Raw genomic sequence first — 23,833 nt, forward strand, 5'->3', positions numbered from 1 at the left:
AAGCCAGGCCGGCGGTGCTGGCGACCACAGTGCAAGGCCCGGCCGTCCCGCACCGTCAAAATACCGCGCCGGTGTAGGGGTTCTCCCTACACGCTGTCAGGCATTTGACGACCCGGCTCAGGAACCCCCTGATTCCCGGCGTACGGGAACAGAAGCAAGATGTGTTCCATAACGCGCCGGGGAGTCGGTGCGAACGGGGAACCACCTTGAAAGCCTCCATGTCGACCCAGATGGGTCAGCAGCTTCACCTCACGCCGCAGCTTCTGCAGTCCATCCGCCTGTTGCAGCTTGATGGGATGCAGCTGGAACTGGAAATCCGCCGCGCACTGGACAGCAACCCGCTGCTCGAGCTCGAGGAAGCGCCGGAGCCGGTGGCGGCGGAGACCGCCGAAGCCACGACCAGCCAGGACGTGGCCGCCTTCGACGAACTGCCCGAGAGCACCATGTGGGACGTCGCCGGCGCCGGCTGGCAGGATGGCGACGATGACCGCATGCAGCGCGTGGCGGCGGGCGAATCCTCCGACCCGCAGCTGCGCGCCCTGCAGCGCCTGGCCATCGAACTGGATGCCCGCGAACTGGCCGTGGCCGGTTTCTGGCTGGAGCACTGCGATGACGCCGGCTATCTGGATGCCCCGCTCGCCCAGCTGACCCTGCTGGCCAGCGCCCGCTGCGATGTCGATGCCGCGGGCGTGGAAGCGGTCCGCCAGCAGATCCTGCACGGCGACCCGGTCGGCCTGGCCGCGCAGGACCTGCATGAATGCCTGAGCGTCCAGCTGCGCGCCCTGCCCGGCCGGGTCCCCGCCCGCCATCTGGCCCAGCGCGTGCTCGATCACGGCCTGGCCGCACTGGCCGCACACGATTACCCGGCCCTGGCCCGGCAACTGGATGCCGAAGTCGCCGATATCCATGAAGCGGTCCGCCTGATCCTGTCGCTGCAGCCGCGCCCGGGCGAAAGCCTGCTGCCGGACAGCAATGGCGTGGTCATCCCGGACGTGGTGGCCTGGCACGCCGATGGCCAGTGGCGCGTGGCGCTCAATCCGGCCACCAGCCGCCGCCTCAGCATCAACCCGCACTACGAACAGGCCCTGGCCGAGACCACCGAAGCGGCCCAGCCGCTGCGCGACATGCTGCAGGAAGCGCGCTGGCTGACCCGTGGCCTGTCGATGCGCTATGACACTTTGCTGCGCACCGCGCGGGTGATCATCGAGCGCCAGTCCGGCTTCCTGACCCGTGGCGAAGAAGCCATGGCGCCGCTCACGCTGAAGGAAGTGGCCGACGAAATCGGCATGCACGAGTCCACCGTCTCGCGCATCACCACCGGCAAGTACCTGCAGACGCCGCGCGGGACGCTGGAACTGAAGCATTTCTTCGCGGTCCGCCTGGAAGGCGCCAGCGTCTCCGGCCAGGCCGTCAAGGCCATGGTGCGTCGCCTGATCGAGTCCGAGCCGGCCGCGCGCCCGCTGGCCGATGAAGCCATCGCCGGCCTGCTCTCGCGCCAAGGGGTGAACATCGCCCGCCGTACCGTTGCAAAATACCGCGAACAACTGGACATCGCCCCGGCGCGCGAACGCCGCCGCAGCCATGCCAGCACCCCGCACCTCCTGGCCCGGGTGGGCTGAAGGAAATGGAAGACATGAACAAGCTCACCGTCCTGCTGGTCGACGACCACGAAGGTTTCATCAACGCCGCCATGCGCCACTTCCGCAAGGTCGACTGGCTCGATGTGATCGGCAGCGCCGCCAATGGCCTGGAAGCGATCGAACGCTCCGAGTCGCTGCGCCCGAAGGTGGTGCTGATGGACCTGGCCATGCCGGAGATGGGCGGCCTGCAGGCGACCCGCCTGATCAAATCGCAGGACGACGCACCCTATATCGTCATCGCCAGCCACTTCGATGACGCCGAACACCGCGAGCACGCCCTGCGCGCCGGGGCCGACAACTTCGTCAGCAAGCTGTCCTACATCCAGGAAGTGATGCCGATCCTGGAAGGCCTGAAGGGGGACGGATCATGAGCGAATCACGCATCCTGGTCGTGGACAACGACGCGGTCCGCGCCGAGCGCACCGTCGCCCTGCTGGAGTTCATGGACTTCAACCCGCGCTGGGTGGCCGACGCCAACGATTTCGACATCACCCGCCATCGCCCGAACGACTGGATGGCCGCGATCATCGGCGGCCTGGACGGCTCCGAGCGCAGCGACGCGCTGTTCGCCTGGCTGGGCAAGGGCGCACTGCCGCCGCCGGTGATGCTGATCGATGGTGACACCACCGCTTTCGCCCGGCAGTACGGCCTGCACGAAGCCAATGTGTGGCCGCTGGAAGCCCCGCTGCGCCACGCGCAGATGGAAGGCCTGCTGCGCCGTGCCAGCCTCAAGCGCCTGGATGCCGAGCACCAGGCCGGCGCCGTGCAGGAACAGGGTCCGACCGGCGAGGGCGCGGCCGTCACCCAGCTGCGCCGCATGATCGAGCAGGTCGCCGCGTTCGACACCACCGTGCTGGTGCTGGGCGAATCGGGCACCGGCAAGGAAGTGGTCTCGCGCTCGATCCACCAGCGTTCGCCGCGCCGCGACGGTCCGTTCGTGGCGATCAACTGCGGCGCGATCCCTGCCGACCTGCTGGAAAGCGAACTGTTCGGCCACGAAAAGGGCGCCTTCACCGGCGCGCTGAGCGCCCGCAAGGGCCGTTTCGAAATGGCCGAAGGCGGCACCCTGCTGCTGGACGAAATCGGCGACATGAGCCTGCCGATGCAGGTCAAGCTGCTGCGCGTGCTCCAGGAGCGCAGCTTCGAGCGGGTCGGCGGCAACCAGACCATCCGCTGCAACGTGCGCGTGATCGCCGCCACCCATCGCGATCTGGAATCGCGCATCGCCGACGGCAAGTTCCGCGAAGATCTGTTCTACCGGCTCAACGTGTTCCCGATCGACGTGCCGGCCCTGCGCGAGCGCAGCGAAGACCTGCCCGCGCTGGTCACCACCATTGCCGGCCAGCTGGCCCGCACCGGGCGCGGCGAAGTGCGCTTCACCGGCGAAGCGCTGCAGGCGCTGGCCACCTACGAGTGGCCGGGCAATGTGCGCGAGCTGACCAACCTGGTCGAGCGCCTGGCCGTGCTGCACCCCAGCGGCAACGTGCGCGTGCAGGATCTGCCGGCGCGCTACCGCGGCGATTTCGCCGTCCCGGCCCCGGTCGTGGCGGCCGTACCGGCGGCGGCCGCCGACGAGCGCCTGGACCTGCGCAGCTTCTCGTTCCATACCCCGGGCGCCCAGGGCACCACGGCAGCGGACAACGGCAGTGGCCCGGCCGCCCGCGCGCCGGCCCTGCCGGACGACGGCATGGACCTGCGCAACCACATGGCCAGCATCGAGTTGAACCTGATCAACGAAGCACTGGAACGCACCCAGGGCGTCGTCGCCCACGCCGCCCAGCTGCTCGGCCTGCGCCGCACCACGCTGGTGGAAAAACTGCGCAAGTACGGCATCGAGCGCGACCAGACCGAACTGGCCGGCTGAGCGGATTGGCAGCTGGAAAGCAGAAGCCCGGGCACGCCCCGGGCTTTTTTTTTGACCCCCCACTCCGCCGGTTTTCCGGCGTCGACTCTCCGGCACGCCAGCGCAACACACTGCCGCTGGCGCATGCCGTCGCACCGCGCCCGCCCTGTGCACAGGGACGGCTGAATACGCAAACCCCCGCCCCCCTTACAAAACTGAATCGCTCATCGGTTTCGGCACGGCACTTGCAACGTATTCACCCGTAACCCACCCCTGCTTCGGAACGTTCCAGATGTCGCACTCCGTCACCTCGATCCTTTCTCAGATCCGCACCTTCCAGACCCAGATGGGGCAGCCCGCCGTCAGTCCGCTGACGGAGGTGCCGCGCAGCAATGCCATCCAGGGCCTGGTGGCCCCCCAGGAGATCCAGGGCCCGAGCTTCACCGAAACCCTGCGTAGCGCCATCGCCGGCGTCAACGATGCGCAACAGAAATCCGGCGCGCTGGCCAAGTCCTTCGAACTGGGTGAACCCGGTGCGGACCTGGCCAAAGTGATGGTCGCCTCGCAGCAGTCCCAGATCGCCTTCCGCGCCACCGTGGAAGTCCGTAACCGTCTCGTCCAGGCTTACCAGGACGTGATGAACATGCCGCTGTAAGGATAGAAACGCATGGCCCTGTCGCTCTCCAAAGAATCGCTGAACACCGAAAAGGCTGGGCAGTGGTTCGACCGGCTGCAAAGCCTGCAGATCACCCGTCGGCTCGGGCTGATGGCGATGATCGCCGTGGCCGTGGCGGCAGGGCTGTTCGTGTTCTTCTGGTCGCAGAAGCCGGGCATGGTGCCGCTGTACACCGGGCTGGACCAGAAGGCCACGGCCGAGGCCACCGACCTGCTGCGCGCGGCACAGATCCCCTTCGAACTGGACCCCGCCACCGGCGGCATCACCGTGCCGGAGAAGAACCTGCACGATGCCCGCCTCAAGCTGGCCGGCTCCGGGCTGACCGACAGCGGCCGCCTCGGCTTCGAACTCATGGAGCGCGACCCGGGCTTCGGCGTCAGCCAGTTCATGGAGAACGCCCGCTACCAGCACTCGCTGGAAACCGAGCTGTCGCGCACCATCAACACGCTGCGCCCGGTCCGCGATTCGCGCGTGCACCTGGCCATCCCCAAGCCCAGCGCCTTCACCCGCCAGCGTGACGTGGCCAGCGCCTCGGTGGTGCTGGAACTGCGCGGTGGGCAGCAGCTCGAACGCGGCCAGATCGATGCGATCGTGCACATGGTCGCGGCCAGCATCCCGGACCTTGCCCCCGAGCGCGTGACCGTGGTCGACCAGAGCGGTCGCATGCTCAGCGTCTCCGACCCGAACAGCGATGCGGCCATGAATGCCGCGCAGTTCGAGCAGGTCCGCCGCCAGGAAACCTCCTTCAACCAGCGCATCCGCGAGCTGCTCGAACCGATGACCGGCCCCGGCCGCGTCAATCCGGAAGTCAGCGTGGACATGGACTTCTCGGTGATCGAAGAAGCCCGTGAGCTCTACAACGGCGAGCCGCAGAAACTGCGCAGCGAGCAGATGAGCGAGAACAGCAGCAACGTGCCCGGCCCGCAGGGCGTGCCCGGTGCGGCCAGCAATACCCCGCCCGGTCCGGCGGCCGCCCCGGCCACCGCCCAGGCACCGACCGAGACCTCGAAGAACGCCACCCGCAACTACGAGCTGGACCGCACCCTGCAGCACACCCGCCAGCCGGCCGGCCGCATCAAGCGCGTCTCCGTGGCGGTGCTGGTGGACAACGTGCCGCGCGCCGGCGCCAACGGCAAGATGGCCGACCAGGCGCTCTCGGCCGCGGAGCTGACGCGCGTCGAAGCGCTGGTCAAGCAGGCGGTTGGTTTCGATGCCGAGCGTGGCGATACGGTCTCGGTGATGAATGCCCCGTTCGTGCGTGAGGTCACCCCGGTCGAAGGGCCGAAGTGGTGGGAGCTGCCACAGGTACAGGACGCACTGCGTCTGCTGCTGGGCGCGATCGTGGTGCTGGCCCTGGTGTTCGGCGTGCTGCGCCCGGCGCTGCGCTCGATCACCGGGCAGACCAAGCCGAAAGACGACGAACTTGAACCCCACAGTGCCGATGTGCAGCTGGTCGACGATGGCGAGGGCCTGCCTGCGATCGGCAGCGAACGCCTGCACGCGGCGGGACATGAACCCCTGGCGCTGCCGGTGGACTCTTACGAGGAACGACTGCGCATGGCGCGTGAAGCTGTAAAGACCGATTCCAAGCGCGTGGCCCAGGTGGTCAAGGGCTGGGTGGCCAATGATTGATGCACCTCCCCCGCTGACCGGCGTGCAGCGCGCCGCCGTGCTGCTGCTTTCGCTGGGCGAACTGGACGCGGCCGAAGTGCTGCGCCACATGGAACCCAAGGAGGTGCAGAAGATCGGCATCGCCATGGCCACCATGACCGACATCACCCGCGAGCAGGTCGAGCGCGTCATGGACCAGTTCGGCAGCGAGCTGGGCTCCAAGACCTCGCTGGGCGTCGGCTCGGACGACTACATCCGCAACATGCTGGTGCAGGCCCTGGGCACCGAAAAGGCCGGCAGCCTGATCGACCGCATCCTGCTCGGCCGCAACACCACCGGCCTGGACGCGCTGAAGTGGATGGATCCGCGCGCCGTCGCCGACCTGGTCCGCAACGAGCACCCGCAGATCATCGCCATCGTGATGGCCCACCTGGAAACCGACCAGGCCGCCGATGCGCTCAAGCTGCTGCCCGAGCGCACCCGGGTAGACGTGCTGCTGCGCATCGCGACCCTGGATGGCATCCCGCCGAACGCGCTCAATGAACTCAACGAGATCATGGAGCGCCAGTTCGCCGGCAACCAGAACCTGAAGTCGTCCAATATCGGTGGCGTGCAGTGCGCGGCCAACATCCTGAACTTCATGGACAGCGGCCAGGACCAGGCGATCCTGGGCGAGATCGCGCGCATCGACGCCCCGCTCAGCGGCCGCATCCAGGACCTGATGTTCGTGTTCGACGATCTGGTCGACCTGGACGATCGCGAACTGCAGCTGGTGCTGCGCGAAGTCAGCGGCGAACGCCTCGGCCTGGCCCTGCGCGGTGCCGACATCAAGGTGCGCGACAAGATCACCCGCAACATGTCCCAGCGTGCAGCTGAAATCCTGCTGGAAGACATGGAAGCGCGTGGCCCGGTGCGCCTGTCCGACGTGGAAGTGGCGCAGCGCGAGATCCTGGCGATCGTCAAGCGCATGGCCGATGAAGGCACCGTCACCATTGGTGGCAACGCGGAGGCGATGCTGTGAACAACGCCGTGCGCTGGCTTGCCCCGGACCTGCTGGCGGTGCCCGAGCCGCCACCGGAAGAACAGTTCGAACTCACCGAACCGGATCTGGAGTTCGAGCCGGAGCCGTTGCTGCAGCTGCCGACCCTGGAGGAAATCCAGGCGATCCAGGACAACGCCGAGAAAGACGGCTTCGACCAGGGCCACGCCGAGGGGCTGGCCCAGGGCCAGGCCGAAGTGCGCCGCCTGATCGCGCAGATCGAAGGCATCCTCGACAACTTCAGCCGGCCGCTGGTGCGGCTGGAGAATGAAGTGGTCGCCGCGCTCGGCGAGCTGGCGGTGCGCGTGGCCGGCAACCTGGTCGGCCGTGCCTACGAAGCCGAACCGGAGCTGCTCGCACAGCTGGTCAACGAGGCGTTGGACGCCGTGGGCGGTGCAAGCCGCGACGTGGAAGTCCGACTGCACCCCGACGACATCGCCGCGCTGGCCCCGGTGCTCAACCTGGCCCCGAACCAGCGCCTGACGCCGGATCTGAGCCTGAGCCGCGGCGACCTGCGCGTGCACGCTGAAGCCGTGCGCATCGACGGCACGCTGGATGCACGCCTGCGCGGCGCCCTGGATGCGGTCATCCGCAAAGCCGGAACCACCCCATGAATACCGAGCCCCTGCCCCCGCCCGCCGACTGGACCGCCGCACGCAACCTGCGGCTGGCCTCGCGGCTGGACAACATCCGTCCGGACACCGCCCATGGCCGTGGCCTGATCCGTGAAGGCGTGCTGCGCCGCGCGGTCGGCCTGACGCTGGAAGCGGTCGGCTGCGAGGCGCCGATGGGCGCCAGCTGCAAGGTCGAAGTGGCCGATGGGGGCTGGGTCGATGCCGAAGTGGTCGGCTTCGCCGGTGAACGCACCTACCTGATGCCGAGCGCGGAACTGCATGGCCTGCTGCCGAATGCGCGGGTCGTGCCTTCGCTCGGCCGCGGCGGCGTGGAGGTGGGCGAAGGCCTGCTGGGCCGCGTGATCGACAGCGACGGCGTGCCGCTGGATGGCAAGGGCCCGATCCGCGCCGAAGGCACGGTCGGCATGGCCGGCGTATCGATCAATCCGCTGGCGCGCGAGCCGATCACCCAGCCGCTGGACGTCGGCGTGCGCGCGATCAACGCGCTGCTGCCGATCGGTCGTGGCCAGCGTGTCGGCCTGTTCGCCGGCTCCGGCGTGGGTAAATCCACGCTGCTGGGCATGATGACCCGCTACACCGCCGCCGACGTCATCGTGGTCGGCCTGATCGGTGAACGTGGCCGCGAAGTGCGTGATTTCGTGGAAAGCACGCTCGGCGAAGAAGGCCTGCGCCGCGCGGTAGTGGTGGCCAGCCCGGCCGACCGCCCGCCGCTGGCCCGCCTGCACGGCGCCTACCGCGCCACCGCGATCGCCGAGTGGTTCCGCGACCAGGGCCTGAACGTCCTGCTGCTGATGGACTCGTTGACCCGCTTCGCCCAGGCCCAGCGTGAAATCGGTCTGTCGGTCGGCGAGCCGCCCACCACCCGCGGCTATCCGCCGTCGGTGTTCGCCAAGCTGCCTGCGCTGGTCGAACGCGCCGGCAATGGCGCGAAGGGCCGCGGCTCGATCACCGCCTTCTACACCGTGCTGACCGAAGGCGACGATCCGCAGGATCCGATCGCCGATGCCGCACGCGCCATTCTCGACGGCCACATCCTGCTCTCGCGCCGCGTCGCCGACAGCGGCCTGTACCCGGCCATCGACGTGGAATCCTCGGTCAGCCGCGTGGTCACGGAAATCGCCGACGAACCGTGGCGGCTGCGCATCCGCAAGCTCAAGCGGCTGGTCTCGGCGTACTCGTCCAACCGCGACCTGATCGCCATCGGCGCCTACCAGCGCGGCAACGACCCGGCGACCGACGAGGCGCTGGAGCGCTGGTCGGACATTGTTGAATTCCTCGGCCAGGACGTCGGCAAAGCCGCCGACCTGCCGCACAGTCAAGCCGCCCTCAAGCGGCTGGTGGAACCAGAGACTTAAGCCATGATCCAATCCAAGCGCTTCGACCCCTTGCTGAAACGAGCCCAGGACCACGAAGACGAGGTCGCCCGCGACCTGGCCGAGCGCCAGCGCGCGCTCGACACGCATGTGTCGCGCCTGGATGAGCTGCGCCGCTACGCCGAGGAGTACGCCGGCGCACAGATGTCGGCCACCAGCCCGGCCCAGCTGATGAACCGCCGCGCCTTCCTGGATCGCCTGGACAGTGCGGTCGCCCAGCAGCGGCAGACCGTGGACAACAACCGCGAGAAGGTCGACGCGGAGCGCGCCCGCCTGTTGCTGGCCAGCCGCGACAAGCAGGTGCTGGAACAGCTGGCCGCCAGTTACCGCGCGCAGGAAAAGGTGGTCACCGACCGCCGCGACCAGCGCGAGATGGACGACCTCGGGGCCCGGCGCTCGCGCCAGGCACAGCGCGAAGACAGCGAGAACGGAGGCACCCCGTGATGCCCCCCGCCCTGCTCGGCGGCGCCGCATCCGCACAGAATACGGGCGGGACTTCGTCCAGCCCCCGCGCGGACAGCGCCAGCGGCACCGACCGTCGGGACTTTGACGCGCTGCTCAAGCCGGGCAATGAGCCACCGCGCAACGACACCCCGCGCAGATCCGGCAGCAGCCGCGACACGGGCAAGAGCGCCTCCACCAACACCCCCGGCCCGGACAAGGACGCAACGACGCGCCCCGCCAGGCCCGGCGCCAAGAAGGCGGACGACACGGTCGCCGCCACCGATGCCACGGGCAAAGCACCGGCCACGGCGGAGAAGCCGGCCGCCGAACCGGCCGACGACACCGAAGCCGCATGGCCGCCGCTGGGGCTGGCCGGGCTGGCATTGAACGGGCTGCCGGTACCGGCGCCCACGCCGGTCACACCCGTGGCGACCGGTGCCGCCGCGGGCACCAATGCGGCACTGCCAGCCCTGGCGACTGCCGCCCCGGATGCGAACGCCACCACGCCAGCGCTGGCCGCCGCGCCGTCCACCGACGGCAGCATCGCACTGCCCGGCTTGGCCGCCGAGGCCGCGCCGGCCGACGATGCCCTGCTGCTGAAGACCTTCACGGACGCCTTGAACGCGGCCACCAACGACGGCCCCGATGCCCCCGCCAGCCCATTGCTGCATGCGCTGCAGGGCATGACCGAGGCCAAGCCGGTGGTCGCCAGCCTGTTCACCGGCTCGCCGACCGCCACCCCGCATCTGGGCGGCGAAGACTTTGACGATGCCGTCGGCGCCCGCGTCGGTTGGCTGGCGGACCAGAAGATCGGCCACGCGCATATCAAGATCACCCCGAACGACCTGGGCCCCATCGAGGTGCGCCTGCAGCTGGACGGCGACAAGGTCCATGCCACCTTCACCAGCGCCCACGCCGATGTGCGTCACGCGCTGGAAAGCAGTCTGCCGCGCCTGCGTGAGCTGCTCGGCGAGCAGGGCTTCCAGCTCGGCAACGCCGACGTGGGCCAGCAGCAGACCGCGCCCGACGGCGGACGTGGCGATGGCAGCGGCGGGATGACCGGCGACGACGGAGAGCCGGCGCTGGCCGACACCACCCTGTCCCCGTCCCAGTTGATCCGCCAGCGCGGCCTGGTCGACGCCTACGCGTGATCGCACGCGGCGGCGCGGCCTCAACCACCCCGCCAGAAACCCGACGCACGCCATCTCCAGCATTCAGGCACGCGCTTTGCATGTAGGCAGGAAGCAATCCTCTGGAGCTTCCCCTCGTGGCCGCAGCCGCCGATAAAACCAAGAAATCCGCCGACAAGGACAAGACCGCCAAGCCGCGCAGTCCGCTCCTGGTCACCGCCCTGGTCGCGGTGCTCGCCGCCGGCGCCGCCGGTGGCGGCGTCTGGTACTTCACCCAGTCCAAGCACGACGACAAGGCTGCCAAGCCGGCCACCAGCAAAACCGCCGTGCCTGCCCCGGCGCAGTACTTCGGCCTGGAACCGCCGTTCGTGGTCAACCTCAACAGCAGCTTCGACGGCCCGCGCTACCTGCAGGTCGAAGTGCAGCTGGTGAGCCGCGACCCGGCCGCGATGGAAGCGATCAAGCTGCATGCGCCGGCCATCCGCGCCAAGCTGCTGATGCTGTTCTCGCAGGTCGAACCGACCGACATCGCCGACCGCGCCGGCAAAGAGCGCCTGCAGGCCAGTTCCCTGGCCGAAGTGCAGAAGCTGCTCAAGGCCGAGACCGGCAAGCCCGGTGCCGACGAATTGCTGTTCACCAGTTTCGTGACCCAGTAAGGGCGACCATGAATGACCTGCTTTCCCAGGACGAGATCGATGCCCTGCTGCATGGCGTGGACTCCGGTGCGGTCGAGACCGACATCGATGCGCCCACGCCCGGCGAGGCGCGCTCGTACGATTTCGCCAGCCAGGACCGCATCATCCGCGGTCGCATGCCGACCCTGGAAATGGTCAACGAGCGCTTCGCGCGCCTGTGGCGCATCGGCCTGTTCAACCTGATCCGGCGCTCGGCCGAACTCTCCGTGCGTGGCATCGAGCTGATCAAGTTCAACGACTACATGCACTCGCTGTACGTGCCGACCAACCTCAACCTGATCCGCTTCAAGCCGCTGCGCGGCACCGGGCTGATCGTGTTCGAGCCGACGCTGGTGTTCGCGATCGTGGACAACTTCTTCGGCGGTGATGGGCGCTACCCGACCCGCATCGAAGGCCGTGAGTTCACCGCCACCGAAATGCGCGTCATCCACCTGCTGCTCAAGCAGACCTTCGCCGACCTGCAGGAAGCCTGGGCGCCGGTGATGGACGTGGAGCTGGAGTACATCAACTCCGAGATCAACCCGCACTTCGCCAACATCGTGACGCCGCGCGAGTACGTGGTGGTCTGCCGCCTGCACGTCGAGCTCGACGGCGGTGGCGGCGACATCCACGTCACCCTGCCCTACTCGATGCTCGAGCCGATCCGCGAGCTGCTCGATGCCGGCATCCAGAGCGATCGCAACGACCGCGACGCGAGCTGGGGCGTGATGCTGCGCGAACAGCTCAACATCGCCGAAGTCACGCTCTCCAGTGTGCTGGCCAGCAAGCGCATGACCCTGCGTGAACTGACCGGCCTGAAGGTCGGCGACATCCTGTCGATCGACATGCCGGCGCAGGTGCCGTTGTGCGTGGAGAACATCCCGGTGTTCACCGGCGAGTTCGGCATCGCCAACGGGTGCAACGCCGTCAAGATCACCGCCACCCATCCCCCGGGCACCCGCCCACGCGTTCCCGTACTCCAGGAAGTCTCGAAATGAACGATATCGAATCCAACGAACCGCTGTCCCCGGTGGAACCGACGCCCGCGCAGTTCACCACGCTGCAGTCCGATGAGAACCTCGGTCCCGAGCTGAACCTGGATGTGATCCTGGATGTACCGGTGACCCTGTCGCTGGAAGTCGGCCGCGCCCGCCTGCCGATCCGCAACCTGCTGCAGCTCAACCAGGGCTCGGTGGTGGAACTGGAACGCGGTGCCGGCGAATCGCTGGACGTGTTCGTCAACGGCACCCTTATCGCCCATGGCGAGGTGGTAGTGATCAACGACCGCTTCGGCGTGCGCCTGACCGACGTGGTCAGCCCGAGCGAACGGATCCGGAGACTGCGTTGAGTGCCGGGCTGCTGATCGCGGCCGGCGCCTCGACCGTCAAGGTCGGCCAGCATGCCGCCGCCGCACCGGGCATGTTCGGTGCGGTGCTGGCGTTGCTGGGCGTGCTGGCACTGATCGTCGGCCTCGGCTGGCTGCTCAAGCGCATGCCCGGTAGCGGCTTCCGCCCGGCCGAAGGCCTGCGCGTGGTCGCCAGCCTGACCGTCGGCGCCAAGGAGCGCGTGGTGGTGGTCGAGGTCAATGGCACCCAGCTGCTGCTGGGTGTCACCGCCGGCGGCATCAACACGCTGCATCAGCTGCCCGAACCACTGCCGACCCCGCCGCCGGCGCGCCTTCCCGATTTCAAACACCTCCCGAATTTCGCCCAGCTGCTGCAACAGCGGCTGCGCAAGGAATCCTGATCATGCGTGGCCCCCGTACCTCCTGGACCCGTTACCTGCCGCTGCTGCTGACCGCCCTGCTGTGCGCGCTGCCGGCCCTGGCCTGGGCCGCGCCCGGCGTGCCGGGCGTACCGGCGCTGCCGGACGTGAATGTCGGCAAGATCGGCGGCCAGCCGGTCAGCCTGCCGCTGCAGACGCTGCTGCTGATGACGGCGATCACCCTGATCCCGTCGATGCTGCTGGTGCTGACCGCCTTCACCCGCATCATCATCGTGCTCGGCCTGCTGCGCCAGGCGCTGGGCACCGGCCAGACACCGTCCAACCAGGTGCTGCTCGGCCTGGCCCTGTTCCTCACCGCGATGGTGATGCTGCCGGTCTGGCAGAAGGCGTGGGGCAGCGGCATGGCGCCCTACCTCAACGGCGAGATCGACTTCCAGACCGCTTGGACGCTGACCACCCAGCCGCTGCGCGCCTTCATGCTGGCCCAGATCCGCGAGACGGACCTGATGACCTTCGCCGGCATGGCCGGGCATGGCACCTACTCCAGCCCGGATGCCATCCCTTTCCCGATCCTGGTCGCCTCGTTCGTCACCAGCGAGCTGAAGACCGCGTTCGAGATCGGCTTCCTGATCTTCATCCCGTTCGTGATCATCGATCTGGTCGTGGCCAGCGTGCTGATGTCGATGGGCATGATGATGCTCTCGCCGATGCTGGTCTCCGCCCCCTTCAAGATCCTGTTGTTCGTGCTGGTGGATGGCTGGGTTCTCGTGGTTGGCACCTTGGCTGCCAGTTTCAATGCGGTCTGACCGCCCCGCCCTGTTGACCGATACGGACCCGAGACCGACATGACGCCCGAACTTGCCCTGACCGAACTGCGTGGTGGCCTGATCACCGTGCTGTGGGTCGCCGGCCCGCTGCTGCTCACCGTGCTGATCGTCGGCGTGGTGGTCGGCGTGGTCCAGGCCGCGACCCAGCTCAACGAACCCACCATCGCCTTCGTGGCTAAGGCGGCCGCGCTGACCGTAGTGTTGTTCGCGCTGGGCAGCCTGTTGATCGGCCACCTGGTCGAATACACCACGCTGCTGTTCCAGCGCATTCCCCACCTGATCGGCTGAGGCCCGCCGCCGTGGATTCCGCGACCCAGATGGCAGCCGATGGCCTGCAGGCCTTCGGCATGATCGGCACGATCCTGTGGACCATGCTGCGCATCGGCGCGATGCTGATGGCCATGCCGCTGATCGGCACCCGCGCGGTGCCGTCGCGGATCCGCGTGCTGCTGGCCGGTGCGCTGGCGATCGCGCTGTCGCCGATGCTGCCGCCGGTGCCGGAATGGACCGGCTTCGATGCAGCCACGGTATTGACCATCGCCCGCGAGCTGGCGATCGGTGTCTCGATCGGGTTCCTGCTGCGGCTGGTGTTCGAGGCCGGCGCGATGGCCGGCGAGCTGGTGGCCCAGGGCACCGGCCTGGCGTTCGCGCAGATGAGCGATCCGCTGCGCGGCGGCAGCTCCGGCGTGATCGGGCAGTGGTTCTATCTGCTGTTCGGCCTGCTGTTCTTCACCGTCAACGGGCACCTGGCGCTGATCTCACTGCTGATGGACAGCTACAAGGCCTTGCCGATCGGCACCTCGCTGCCCGATCCACAGGCGTTCCTGAGCATTGCCCCGACCTTCCTGCTGCAGGTCTTCCGTGGCGCGCTGACCCTGGCGCTGCCGCTGACCGTGGCAATGCTGGCGATCAACCTGGCCTTCGGCGTGCTGGCCCGTGCGGCGCCGGCCTTGAACCCGATCCAGCTGGGCCTGCCGGTGGCGTTGTTGCTGGGGCTGTTCCTGCTCACGGTGCTGGCCGGCGAAATGGGCCCACCGGTGCAGCGCCTGTTCGACGCGGCGTTCGATGCCGCCGACAGCGTCAGCCGCTGACCCGGGACACGCCGGGACAACCACGCCAGCGCTCCGCGGCGCCGCGCGCCTGCCCCTTGCGATCCCCCCCGGGCGTGGCGTTAGTCTTGGCTGGAGACGAGGCCTTCACCGGTACTCTGCGGTGATGGCGCCGCGTTCTGTCGTATCGCTCAGATGTTGACCAGGGAGAGCGTCATCCATGCTGATCGGCAGTTACACCCCGTGGTTGGTGGTCGTTTCGTTCCTGGTCGCCGTGCTGGCCTCATTCACTGCGCTGGACATGGCCAGCCGGGTCACCACCGCGGCCACGCCCCGCACCACCTGGCTGTGGCTGGTCGGGGGCGGCTGCGCGATGGGGCTGGGCATCTGGTCCATGCACTTCATCGGGATGCTCGCCTTCCGGCTGCCGATCCCGCTCGGCTACGCGCTCGGCCTGACCACGGTCTCGCTGCTGGCCGCCATGGCGTCTTCGATCTTCGCCCTGTGGCTGGTATCGCAACCCACCCTGCCGCACGGCCGCCTCGCGCTCGGCGCCGTGCTCATGGGCAGCGGCATCGCCTCGATGCATTACCTGGGCATGGCTGCGCTGCACATGCAGCCCGGGATCGACTACCACGCCGGCTGGGTGGCGCTGTCGCTGGTGATCGCGGTGGTCGCTTCATGGACCGCGCTGTTCATCGCCTTCCGCCTGCGCAGCACGCACCGTCGGCTGCGCGACCGCGCCGCACCGGCGCTGGTTCTGGGTACCGCGATCGTAGGCATGCACTACACCGGCATGGCCGCGGCGCGCTTCCCGGCCGGCAGCATCTGCGGCGCGGCGGCCGGTGACGGCCTGCAGGCGCAATGGCTGGCACTGGTGGTCCTGGTGCTGACCATCGCGATCCTGGCGGTGGTGTTGATCGTCTCCTGGCTCGACCAGCGCATGGAGGCGCAGCTGCTGCGGCTGCGCAACACCGACCTGAGCAGTTCGCTGGACGACGCCCACGCCGAGCTGACCCAGGCGGCGCTGCACGATCCGCTGACCCGCCTGCCCAATCGCCGGCTGCTGCAGCAGCGCATCGAGCAATCGTTGGCCGAGGCCGAACAGCGTGGCAGCCGCTTCGCGGTGATGTTCATGGATCTGGACGGCTTCAAGCAGGTCAACGACGCCTACGGCCATCAGACCGGCGACGCCCTGCTGGTGGCCGTCGCCGACCGCACCCGCAAACTGCTGCGGCCGGCGGACATGATGGCGCGGCTGGGCGGCGACGAGTTCGTGCTGGTGGTCCCTATCGAGAACGACGAGGACGTGGCGACACTGGCCAGCCGCATCATCCAGACCGTCGGCGGCGAGCCGCTGCTGCCGCGCCACGATCTGCAGGTGACCGCCAGCATCGGCATCGCGATCTGCCCGGACCATGCCGCCAGCGAACGCCAGCTGATGGCCTTCGCCGATGCGGCGATGTACCAGGCCAAGGAAGCCGGCCGCAACGCCTACGTGCTGTTTGCGGACTGGATGAATGACAGCGCCGAGCAGCAGTTCCAGCTGCTGGCCGACCTGCGCCGCGCGATCGGGACCGAACAGCTGTTCCTGCACTACCAGCCCAAGACCCGCGTGGCCGGGCAGTCGGTCAGCGGCGCCGAGGCGCTGATCCGCTGGCGGCATCCGCAGCAGGGGCTGATTCCACCGGACCGCTTCATCCGCCTGGCCGAGCGCAGCGGCGTGATCAACGAGATCGGGCGCTGGGCGCTGGATGAGGCCTGCCGCCAACTGCGTGTCTGGCACGACGCCGGGCATGACGGCTGGACGGTGTCGGTGAATCTCTCGCCGATCCAGTTCGCCTCGCCCAACCTGCTGCAGGAGGTCCGCGAGGCGCTGCAGACCCACCGCATCGAACCACGCCGGCTGATCCTGGAGATCACGGAAAACACGGTGATGCGTGATACCGAGGCCAGCCTTACCCTGCTGCAGGCCATGGCCGCGCTGGGCGTGGGCATCTCCATCGATGATTTCGGCACCGGCTACTCCAGCCTGCTGTACCTCAAGCGCCTGCCGGCCACCGAGATCAAGATCGACCACGCCTTCGTGCGCGATCTGGAAAACAGCTCCGAGGACGTGGTGATCGTCTCGGCGATCGTGGCGCTGGGGCATGCCCTGGACATGGACATCGTCGCCGAGGGCGTGGAGACGGTCGGCCAGCGGGCCTACCTGGAACGACTGGGCTGCGATTACCTGCAGGGGTATCTGCTGGGGCGTCCGGTGGATGCCCAGCGCTTCATGCAGCTGCATGACCTGCCCCGGCCGCGGGTGGAGGTGGCGGCCGGCTGGAAGGCGCAGGCGCGGCCAGGGGCCTCGGCCGGCTGATGCAGGGTCAGTGAGGTAGTGCCGGCCGCGGGCCGGCGCCTCGAAAAACACCACGCAAAACCAATATACGGCCCTCCGCCCGCACTACCTTGGCTCGCGGCTCACGGAATGGTTCTTGCACGGACCCAAGTATCTCCTCCCGTATCGCGCCCCGATGTCCGAGAACGAACAAGCCGGCGAAAAAACCGAATTACCCACCGAAAAACGCCTGCGCGATGCCCGGGAACAGGGCAACATCCCGCGCTCGCGGGAGCTGGCGACGGCGGCCGTGTTCGGTGCCGGTGTGCTGGCACTGATGGCGTTCTCCGGCACCATCGCGCGCAACGCCAAGACCTGGATGCAGTTCGCGCTGAGCCCGGAGCCGGGCCTGCGGCTGCATCCGCAGGCGCTGTTCGGCCACTTCGGCGAGCTGCTGCTGCGCCTGCTGCTGGGCATGTGGCCGCTGATCGTGATCTGCCTACTGGCCAGCTTCCTGTCGCCGGTGGTGATGGGCGGGCTGCGCTGGTCGGGCAAGGCGATGATGCCGGACTTCAAGCGCATGAGCCCGATGGCGGGCATGAAGCGGCTGTACGGCCCGGAAGCCATCGCCGAGTTCACCAAGTCCCTGCTGCGCATCGCCTTCGTCGGCACCGCGGCCGGACTGGTGGTCTGGCACGGCATCCGCCCGCTGCGCGACCTGCTCAACCAGCCGCTGGAGGCCGCCATGGTCCACGGCCTGGGGTTCACCCTGAAGCTGATGCTGGCCACCGGCGGCGCGATGATGCTGCTGGCCGCCATCGATGCGCCGTACCAGCGCTGGAACTGGATGCGCAAGCTGAAGATGACCCGTGAAGAACTGCGCCGGGAGATGAAGGAAAGCGAGGGCAGCCCCGAGGTCAAGGGCCGCATCCGCCAGTTGCAACAGCAGATGTCCAACCGCCGGATGATGGAAGCGGTGCCCACCGCCGACGTCGTGGTGGTCAACCCGACCCACTACGCGGTCGCCCTGAAGTACGAGGGCGGAAAGATGGGCGCGCCCACCGTGGTCGCCCTGGGCGTGGATGAAACCGCCCTGCGCATCCGTGAAGTGGCCGACGGCAACAAGGTCGCCATCGTCTCCGCCCCGCCTTTGGCACGCGCCTTGTATCGGGAAGGTCAACTTGGAAAGGAAATTCCCGTGAGACTGTATTCGGCCGTGGCCCAGGTGCTCTCCTACGTCTACCAGCTGCGCAGCTGGCGGACCGGCCCGATGCCGGCCTCGCCCAGCATCGATATCGATGAGTTCGGCAAGGGAGGCCGCCCATGAGCGCCCAGCCTGCCGGAATGAACGTGCGCCGCGCACTGGACATGATCCGCCACGGGCTCGGTGCCCCGCTGATCGTGCTGGCGCTGCTGGCCATGGTGGTGGTGCCGCTGGCGCCGGCGGTGCTCGATGCACTGTTCACCTTCAACATCGCCATCTCGCTGATGGTGCTGCTGGCGGTGGTGTACGTGAAGCGCCCGCTGGACTTCACCATCTTCCCGATCGTGCTGCTGATCACCACGATGCTGCGGCTGGCGCTGAACGTAGCCTCCACCCGCGTGATCCTGCTCAACGGCCAGAACGGCCACGAGGCGGCCGGCAAGGTGATCGCCTCGTTCGGCGAGTTCGTCATCGGCGGCAACTACGCGGTCGGCATCGTGGTCTTCGCGATCCTGACCATCATCAACTTCGTGGTGATCACCAAGGGTGCCGGCCGTGTCTCCGAAGTGACCGCCCGCTTCATCCTGGACGCCATGCCCGGCAAGCAGATGGCGATCGACGCCGATCTCAACGCCGGTTTGCTGACGCGTGAAGAGGCCAAGGCGCGCCGCGAGGAGGTCCGCGAGGAAGCCGACTTCTACGGCGCGATGGACGGCGCCAGCAAGTTCATCCGGGGCGATGCGATCGCCGGCATCCTGATCCTGTTCATCAACCTGGTCGGCGGCCTGGCGGTCGGCGTGCTCCAGCACGGCATGCCGTTCGGCGATGCCGCGGCGACCTACACCCTGCTCTCCATCGGTGACGGCCTGGTCGCCCAGCTGCCGGCGCTGCTGGTCTCCTCGGCGGTGGCCATGCTGGTCACCCGCGCCTCGCGCTCGCAGGACATGGCCCAGGCCATGATGGGCCAGGTCTTCGGCCAGTACCGCGCGCTCACCATCGCCGCCGCGATTCTGGCGGTGGTCGGCCTGGTGCCGGGCATGCCCAACGTCGCCTTCTTGACGCTGGCCGCCATCCTCGGCTTCATCGCCTGGAAGGCCTGGAAGAAGAGCACGGCCGAAGCCCGCGCGGCCGAATCGCCGGCGGCCAACCGCCCCGACACCCTCGGCCTGCCCGGTGCCGCGCCCTCGCCCACCGCCGAGCTGACCTGGGACGAACTGCGCCCGGTCGATCCGCTCGGCCTGGAAGTCGGCTACCGGTTGATCCCGCTGGTGGACAAGAACCAGGGCGGCGAACTGATGGCCCGGATCAAGGGCGTGCGCCGCAAGCTCACCCACGACATCGGCTTCCTGATTCCCTCCGTCCACATCCGCGACAACCTGGAACTGCCGGCGAGCGCGTATCGCCTGCTGATCCACGGCGTGCCGGTGGCCACCGCCGAGATCCATCCGGACCGCGAACTCGCGCTGGACCCGGGCAGTGCCCTGGGCACGCTGGAAGGCATCGCCGGCAAGGATCCCGCCTTCGGCCTGGATGCCACCTGGATCCAGCCGCACCAGCGCGCCAATGCCGAATCGATGGGCTACACCGTGGTCGACCCGGCCACCGTGGTCGCCACCCATCTGTCGCACCTGATCCGCGAGCACGCCCCGGAACTGCTCGGCCATGAGGAAGTGCAGCAGCTGCTGGCCAACCTGGCCAAGAGCGCACCGAAGCTGGTCGAAGATCTGACGCCGAAGTCGCTGCCGCTGTCGGCGGTGGTGCGGGTGCTGCAGAACCTGCTGATCGAGCGCATTCCGATCCGCCAGCTGCGCAAGATCGTCGAATCGCTGGTGGAAAGCGCGCCGACCAGCCAGGACCCGGCCGTGCTGACCGCCGCGGTGCGCAACGCGCTGGGCCGTTTCATCGTGCAGGAGATCGCCGGGATGTCGCCCGAGCTGCCGGTCTTCACCCTCAACCCGCAACTGGAACGCGTCTTGCAGGAGTCCACACAGGGCAACGGCGCCGCGCTGGAACCCGGACTCGCCGAGCGACTGCATCAAAGCCTGGCCGAATGTGTCGGCAAGCAGGAAGCGAAGAACGAGCCCGCGGTCGTGCTGGTGCCCGGCCCGGTACGTGCCGCGCTGGCACGGCTGGTACGCCACAGCGTCCCCTCGCTGTCCGTACTCGCCTACAGCGAAGTGCCCGAGGACAAACGGTTGAAGCTGGTCGGCACGATCAGTTGAGCCGGACCTCCGACGGCACCGCGACAGAAAACAGACACCTCATTCGATTTCACCGCAGCAGGAAATAAAGGGACTCCCTGACCGTGCAGACCACCGACAACCAGCGTTTCCCTTCCACCACTCCGCCGCCCCAGTCCCGGTACCACAGCATGAAAATCAAACGCTTCGTCGCCTCCGATATGCGCTCGGCCATGAACCTGGTGCGCAAGGAACACGGTCCGGACGCAGTGATCCTGTCCAACCGCCGGATCGAGGAAGGCGTCGAGATCGTGGCGGCGGCCAACTATGACGAAAGCGCCGTGCAGCGTGCACTGGAAGCGGCCCGCAAGGACGTCGCCCCGGCGCCGGCACCGCGCCCCCGCAGCGCCGCCGATGCCGTGATCGCCGCCGTGACCCGCCGCAAGGTCCCGGTCGCCACGCCGGAACCGGTGGCCGCCACCACCTCGGCCGTGGCCGCGCTGGCGCGCGCCGCCGTCGGCGCGACCGGCCGTACGCTCGATACCGCCAACGAAAGCGTCCCGCAGCGCGGCAGCGATGGCTTCGCCGCCACCCTGGCCCGCGCCAGCGTCAGCCCTGCCGTCAACGAACCGTCGCTGCCGGAGCAGATCTTCGCGCCGTTCAATGTGGAACAGGCCGCCGCCGCTTCGCCGGCCCTGCCGCACGAGGTCGCGGCACCGGCCCCGATCAACCGCGCCCGCTTCGTCATCGATCCGCCGCTGGAGGAGATGGACGAGACCGCCGTGCCGGCCGCCGCCGCCCTCGCGCCGCTGCCGGTCGTGGCCGCGGCCCTGCCGCCGGCGCTGCCGATCGCCGTGACCGTCGCAACCGCCGCCAATGAAGCGGCACCGGTCGTGGCCAGCGTGCCGGAACTGATCGTGGTCCCGCGCGACGACGAAGAGATCCGCCAGCTGCGCCACGAAGTGGCCGGCATGCGCCACGTCATCGAGCGCGAGATGCACCGCTTCACCGACGAGCGTCTGCGTGGCTCGCCGGTCCGTGCCGCCGCGCTGGACCTGATGGACGAGTATGGCTTCGACGCCGGCATCAGCCGCGACGTGGCCATGCAGATTCCGCTGGATACCGAAGCCCATCGCGGCCGTGGCCTGATGCTGGGCCTGCTCTCCAAGAAGCTGCCGATCGCCCCGGTCGACCCGCTCGAAGCCGGCGGCGTGATCGCCCTGGTCGGCCCCACCGGCGCCGGCAAGACCACCACCATCGCCAAGCTGGCCTCGCGCTTCGCCGAAGCGCATGCCGCCCGCGACGTCGCCCTGGTCACCACCGATACCGGCCGCATCGGCGCCCGCGAGCAGCTGTACGGCTTCGGCCGCCAGCTCGGCATCGCGGTCCATGAGGCCAGCAGCGGCAGCGATCTGAACCAGCTGCTGGAGCGCCTGAAGGACTACAAGCTGGTCCTGATCGACACCGCCGGGCTGGGCCCGCGCGACCGCGCCCTGGCCGCCCAGCTGCAGTGGCTGCGCGCTGCCGAGCAGATCCGCACCCTGCTGGTGCTGCCGGCCAACACCAGTTTCGGTGACATGGACGAGGTCGTCCGTCGCTTCAGCGCCGCCAACCCGCAGGGCGTGGTGCTGAGCAAGCTGGACGAGACCGGCCGCTTTGGCAGCGCCCTGTCGGTGGCCGTGGATCACCGCCTGCCGATCACCTGGGTCACCGATGGCCAGGACGTTCCCGAAGACCTGCACCGTGCCAGTGCGGCCAATCTTGTACTTCGCCTTGAAGATTTGCGCCGCGCGGCCGATATGCCCTGCAACCCGGAGTTGAACCATGCCGTCGCGTGAGTACGCCAAGCTGACCAAGACCTTCCCGTTGTCGGCTACCCGAAGCCAGCCGCTGGGCCCGGTCCGCACCATCGCCGTCACCGGCGGCAAGGGCGGCGTGGGCAAAACGAACGTTTCGGCCAATCTGGCCGTGGCGCTGGCGGACATGGGCAAACGCACGCTGCTGCTGGACGCCGACCTCGGCCTGGCCAACATCGACGTGATCCTGGGCCTGCAGCCGAAGGTGACCCTGGCCGACCTCGTCGCCGGGCGCTGCACCCTGGAAGAAGTGATCATGGAAGGCCCCGGTGGCGTGCTGGTGGTCCCGGCCGCGTCCGGCCGCCGCCACATGGCCGAACTGCAGCCGGCCGAGCACGTCGGCCTGGTCAACGTGTTCTCCGAGCTCGAACGCGAGCTGGACATCATGATCGTGGACACCGCCGCCGGCATCACCGATGGCGTGCTGACCTTCTGCCAGGCCGCGCAGGACACCGTGGTGGTGGTCTGCGATGAGCCGGCCTCGATCACCGATGCCTACGCGCTGATCAAGGTGCTCTCGCGCGAACGCGGCGTGGATCGGATCCAGGTCGTGGCCAACATGGTCCGCGATCCGAACGAAGGTCGCGTGCTCTACGAAAAGCTGACCCGCGTCTGCGACAAGTTCCTCGCCGATGTCTCGCTGAACTACCTGGGCTGCGTGCCGCAGGATGACTGGCTGCGCCTGTCGGTGCAGCGCCAGCAGCCGGTGGTGAAAGCCTATCCGTCCAGCCCGTCGGCCCTGGCATTGACCGAAATCGCGCGCCGTACCGCGCGCTGGCAGGCCCCGACCGAGCCGCGTGGCGGGGTCGAGTTCTTCCTGGAACGCATCCTCAAGCAACGCGGGGTGACGGCATGAAGGGCGCAGCACAATACAAAGAAGTCCAGCGGACCGCGGCCAACGAGTGCATTGCCCAGCACTCCGACCTGGTCCGCCGCATCGCCCACCATCTGGCGGCGCGCCTGCCGGCCAGCGTGGAGGTCGATGACCTGATCCAGGCCGGCATGATGGGCCTGATCGAGGCCTCGCGCAGCTACGACGCGGATCAGGGCGCCTCGTTCGAGACCTATGCCTCGATCCGCATCCGCGGCTCGATGATCGACGAGATCCGCCGCGGCGACTGGGTACCGCGCTCGGTGCACCGCCGTGCCCGCGATGCTGCCGCGACCATCCGCCGGCTGGAGCAGAGCACCGGCCGCGCCGCCAGCGCCACCGAAGTGGCGGCCGCGATGGACATGCCGTTGCCCGACTACCTGCGCCTGATGGAGGACGCCTCGCGCGGCCAGGTGCTGAGCCTGGAATCGCGGATCGAAGACCAGGGCGAGCTGGATACCGTCGCCCAGGGCGGCCCGACCCCGCAGCAGGTACTGGAGCGCGGTGAGTTCGGGCGCGAGCTGGGCAACGCGATCGGCCTGCTGCCCGAGCGCGAACAGCTGGTGCTCTCGCTGTACTACGAGCAGGAACTGAACCTGAAAGAGATCGGCGCCGTGTTGGGTGTCAGCGAATCGCGCGTGTGCCAGATCCATGGCCAGGCCGTGCTGCGCCTGCGGGGCCGGCTGAAGATCTTCGAGGCGGCAGACGCCGGCCTCGAGAACCATTGAAATCG

Annotated in this window: 23 protein-coding genes; all 23 read left to right on the forward strand. The window is 68.4% G+C overall.

Going from position 1 to position 23,833, the window contains the following annotated elements:
• Positions 1-206: 206 nt before the first annotated feature.
• Positions 207-1,619 (forward strand): RNA polymerase factor sigma-54, encoded by a 1,413-nt coding sequence (rpoN, locus tag ABE424_RS05985; protein ID WP_346492160.1) that lies wholly within the window; start codon positions 207-209, stop codon positions 1,617-1,619.
• Positions 1,620-1,633: 14 nt separating this feature from the next.
• A complete protein-coding gene (locus ABE424_RS05990; protein ID WP_346492159.1) occupies positions 1,634-2,011 on the forward strand; it encodes a response regulator transcription factor in 378 nt (125 codons plus the stop codon).
• Positions 2,008-3,504, forward strand: coding sequence for a sigma-54 dependent transcriptional regulator (locus ABE424_RS05995; protein ID WP_346492158.1), 1,497 nt, complete (start codon positions 2,008-2,010; stop codon positions 3,502-3,504). The genes ABE424_RS05990 and ABE424_RS05995 overlap by 4 nt, the downstream gene beginning before the upstream one ends.
• A 271-nt stretch (positions 3,505-3,775) precedes the next feature.
• Complete coding sequence (fliE, locus tag ABE424_RS06000) at positions 3,776-4,138, forward strand: flagellar hook-basal body complex protein FliE (RefSeq protein WP_346492157.1); 363 nt, start codon at positions 3,776-3,778, stop codon at positions 4,136-4,138.
• Between the two features lie 12 nt (positions 4,139-4,150).
• Entirely contained in the window at positions 4,151-5,791 is a 1,641-nt protein-coding gene (gene fliF, locus ABE424_RS06005; protein ID WP_346479826.1) for a flagellar basal-body MS-ring/collar protein FliF, read from the forward strand.
• Positions 5,792-5,804: 13 nt separating this feature from the next.
• Positions 5,805-6,791, forward strand: coding sequence for a flagellar motor switch protein FliG (gene fliG / locus ABE424_RS06010; RefSeq protein ID WP_176989152.1), 987 nt, complete (start codon positions 5,805-5,807; stop codon positions 6,789-6,791).
• Complete coding sequence (locus ABE424_RS06015) at positions 6,788-7,423, forward strand: FliH/SctL family protein (RefSeq protein ID WP_176989032.1); 636 nt, start codon at positions 6,788-6,790, stop codon at positions 7,421-7,423. Before fliG ends, ABE424_RS06015 begins: the two co-directional genes overlap by 4 nt.
• Positions 7,420-8,799 carry a FliI/YscN family ATPase gene (locus tag ABE424_RS06020; RefSeq protein ID WP_179458998.1) on the forward strand — a complete coding sequence of 460 codons (1,380 nt, stop codon included), beginning with the start codon at positions 7,420-7,422 and terminating at the stop codon, positions 8,797-8,799. The genes ABE424_RS06015 and ABE424_RS06020 overlap by 4 nt, the downstream gene beginning before the upstream one ends.
• A 3-nt stretch (positions 8,800-8,802) precedes the next feature.
• Complete coding sequence (gene fliJ, locus ABE424_RS06025; RefSeq protein ID WP_179458999.1) at positions 8,803-9,261, forward strand: flagellar export protein FliJ; 459 nt, start codon at positions 8,803-8,805, stop codon at positions 9,259-9,261.
• Positions 9,261-10,412 (forward strand): flagellar hook-length control protein FliK, encoded by a 1,152-nt coding sequence (locus ABE424_RS06030; protein WP_346492171.1) that lies wholly within the window; start codon positions 9,261-9,263, stop codon positions 10,410-10,412. Before fliJ ends, ABE424_RS06030 begins: the two co-directional genes overlap by 1 nt.
• A 116-nt stretch (positions 10,413-10,528) precedes the next feature.
• Positions 10,529-11,047 (forward strand): flagellar basal body-associated FliL family protein, encoded by a 519-nt coding sequence (locus ABE424_RS06035; protein ID WP_346492156.1) that lies wholly within the window; start codon positions 10,529-10,531, stop codon positions 11,045-11,047.
• A gap of 8 nt (positions 11,048-11,055) precedes the next feature.
• Positions 11,056-12,063 (forward strand): flagellar motor switch protein FliM, encoded by a 1,008-nt coding sequence (gene fliM, locus ABE424_RS06040; RefSeq protein WP_176989036.1) that lies wholly within the window; start codon positions 11,056-11,058, stop codon positions 12,061-12,063.
• Positions 12,060-12,413, forward strand: coding sequence for a flagellar motor switch protein FliN (fliN, locus tag ABE424_RS06045; RefSeq protein ID WP_176989037.1), 354 nt, complete (start codon positions 12,060-12,062; stop codon positions 12,411-12,413). Before fliM ends, fliN begins: the two co-directional genes overlap by 4 nt.
• Positions 12,410-12,811: a flagellar biosynthetic protein FliO gene (fliO, locus tag ABE424_RS06050; RefSeq protein ID WP_176989038.1), complete on the forward strand. Its 402-nt coding sequence runs from the start codon at positions 12,410-12,412 to the stop codon at positions 12,809-12,811. Before fliN ends, fliO begins: the two co-directional genes overlap by 4 nt.
• A gap of 2 nt (positions 12,812-12,813) precedes the next feature.
• Positions 12,814-13,596 (forward strand): flagellar type III secretion system pore protein FliP, encoded by a 783-nt coding sequence (gene fliP, locus ABE424_RS06055; protein ID WP_019184808.1) that lies wholly within the window; start codon positions 12,814-12,816, stop codon positions 13,594-13,596.
• Positions 13,597-13,635: 39 nt separating this feature from the next.
• Entirely contained in the window at positions 13,636-13,905 is a 270-nt protein-coding gene (locus ABE424_RS06060) for a flagellar biosynthetic protein FliQ (protein WP_019184809.1), read from the forward strand.
• An 11-nt stretch (positions 13,906-13,916) separates the two neighbouring features.
• Positions 13,917-14,708, forward strand: a complete 792-nt coding sequence (gene fliR / locus ABE424_RS06065) for a flagellar biosynthetic protein FliR (protein WP_313211871.1) — start codon at positions 13,917-13,919, stop codon at positions 14,706-14,708.
• Positions 14,709-14,886: 178 nt separating this feature from the next.
• Complete coding sequence (locus ABE424_RS06070; protein ID WP_346492155.1) at positions 14,887-17,031, forward strand: EAL domain-containing protein; 2,145 nt, start codon at positions 14,887-14,889, stop codon at positions 17,029-17,031.
• Positions 17,032-17,185: 154 nt separating this feature from the next.
• A complete protein-coding gene (gene flhB / locus ABE424_RS06075; protein ID WP_176989041.1) occupies positions 17,186-18,316 on the forward strand; it encodes a flagellar biosynthesis protein FlhB in 1,131 nt (376 codons plus the stop codon).
• 17 nt (positions 18,317-18,333) lie between these two features.
• A complete protein-coding gene (gene flhA, locus ABE424_RS06080; protein WP_346479436.1) occupies positions 18,334-20,415 on the forward strand; it encodes a flagellar biosynthesis protein FlhA in 2,082 nt (693 codons plus the stop codon).
• A gap of 149 nt (positions 20,416-20,564) precedes the next feature.
• The gene (gene flhF / locus ABE424_RS06085; RefSeq protein ID WP_346492154.1) at positions 20,565-22,211 is read left to right on the forward strand and encodes a flagellar biosynthesis protein FlhF; all 1,647 of its coding nucleotides are present in this window, start codon (positions 20,565-20,567) and stop codon (positions 22,209-22,211) included.
• Entirely contained in the window at positions 22,198-23,085 is an 888-nt protein-coding gene (locus tag ABE424_RS06090) for a MinD/ParA family protein (protein WP_346490433.1), read from the forward strand. Before flhF ends, ABE424_RS06090 begins: the two co-directional genes overlap by 14 nt.
• On the forward strand, positions 23,082-23,828 hold the full coding sequence (locus tag ABE424_RS06095; protein WP_019182907.1) for an RNA polymerase sigma factor FliA: 747 nt from the start codon (positions 23,082-23,084) through the stop codon (positions 23,826-23,828). The genes ABE424_RS06090 and ABE424_RS06095 overlap by 4 nt, the downstream gene beginning before the upstream one ends.
• Positions 23,829-23,833: the final 5 nt, after the last annotated feature.

The organism is Stenotrophomonas sp. TWI1149 (genome assembly GCF_039673155.1).
Taxonomy (GTDB): Bacteria; Pseudomonadota; Gammaproteobacteria; order Xanthomonadales; family Xanthomonadaceae; genus Stenotrophomonas; species Stenotrophomonas maltophilia_AA.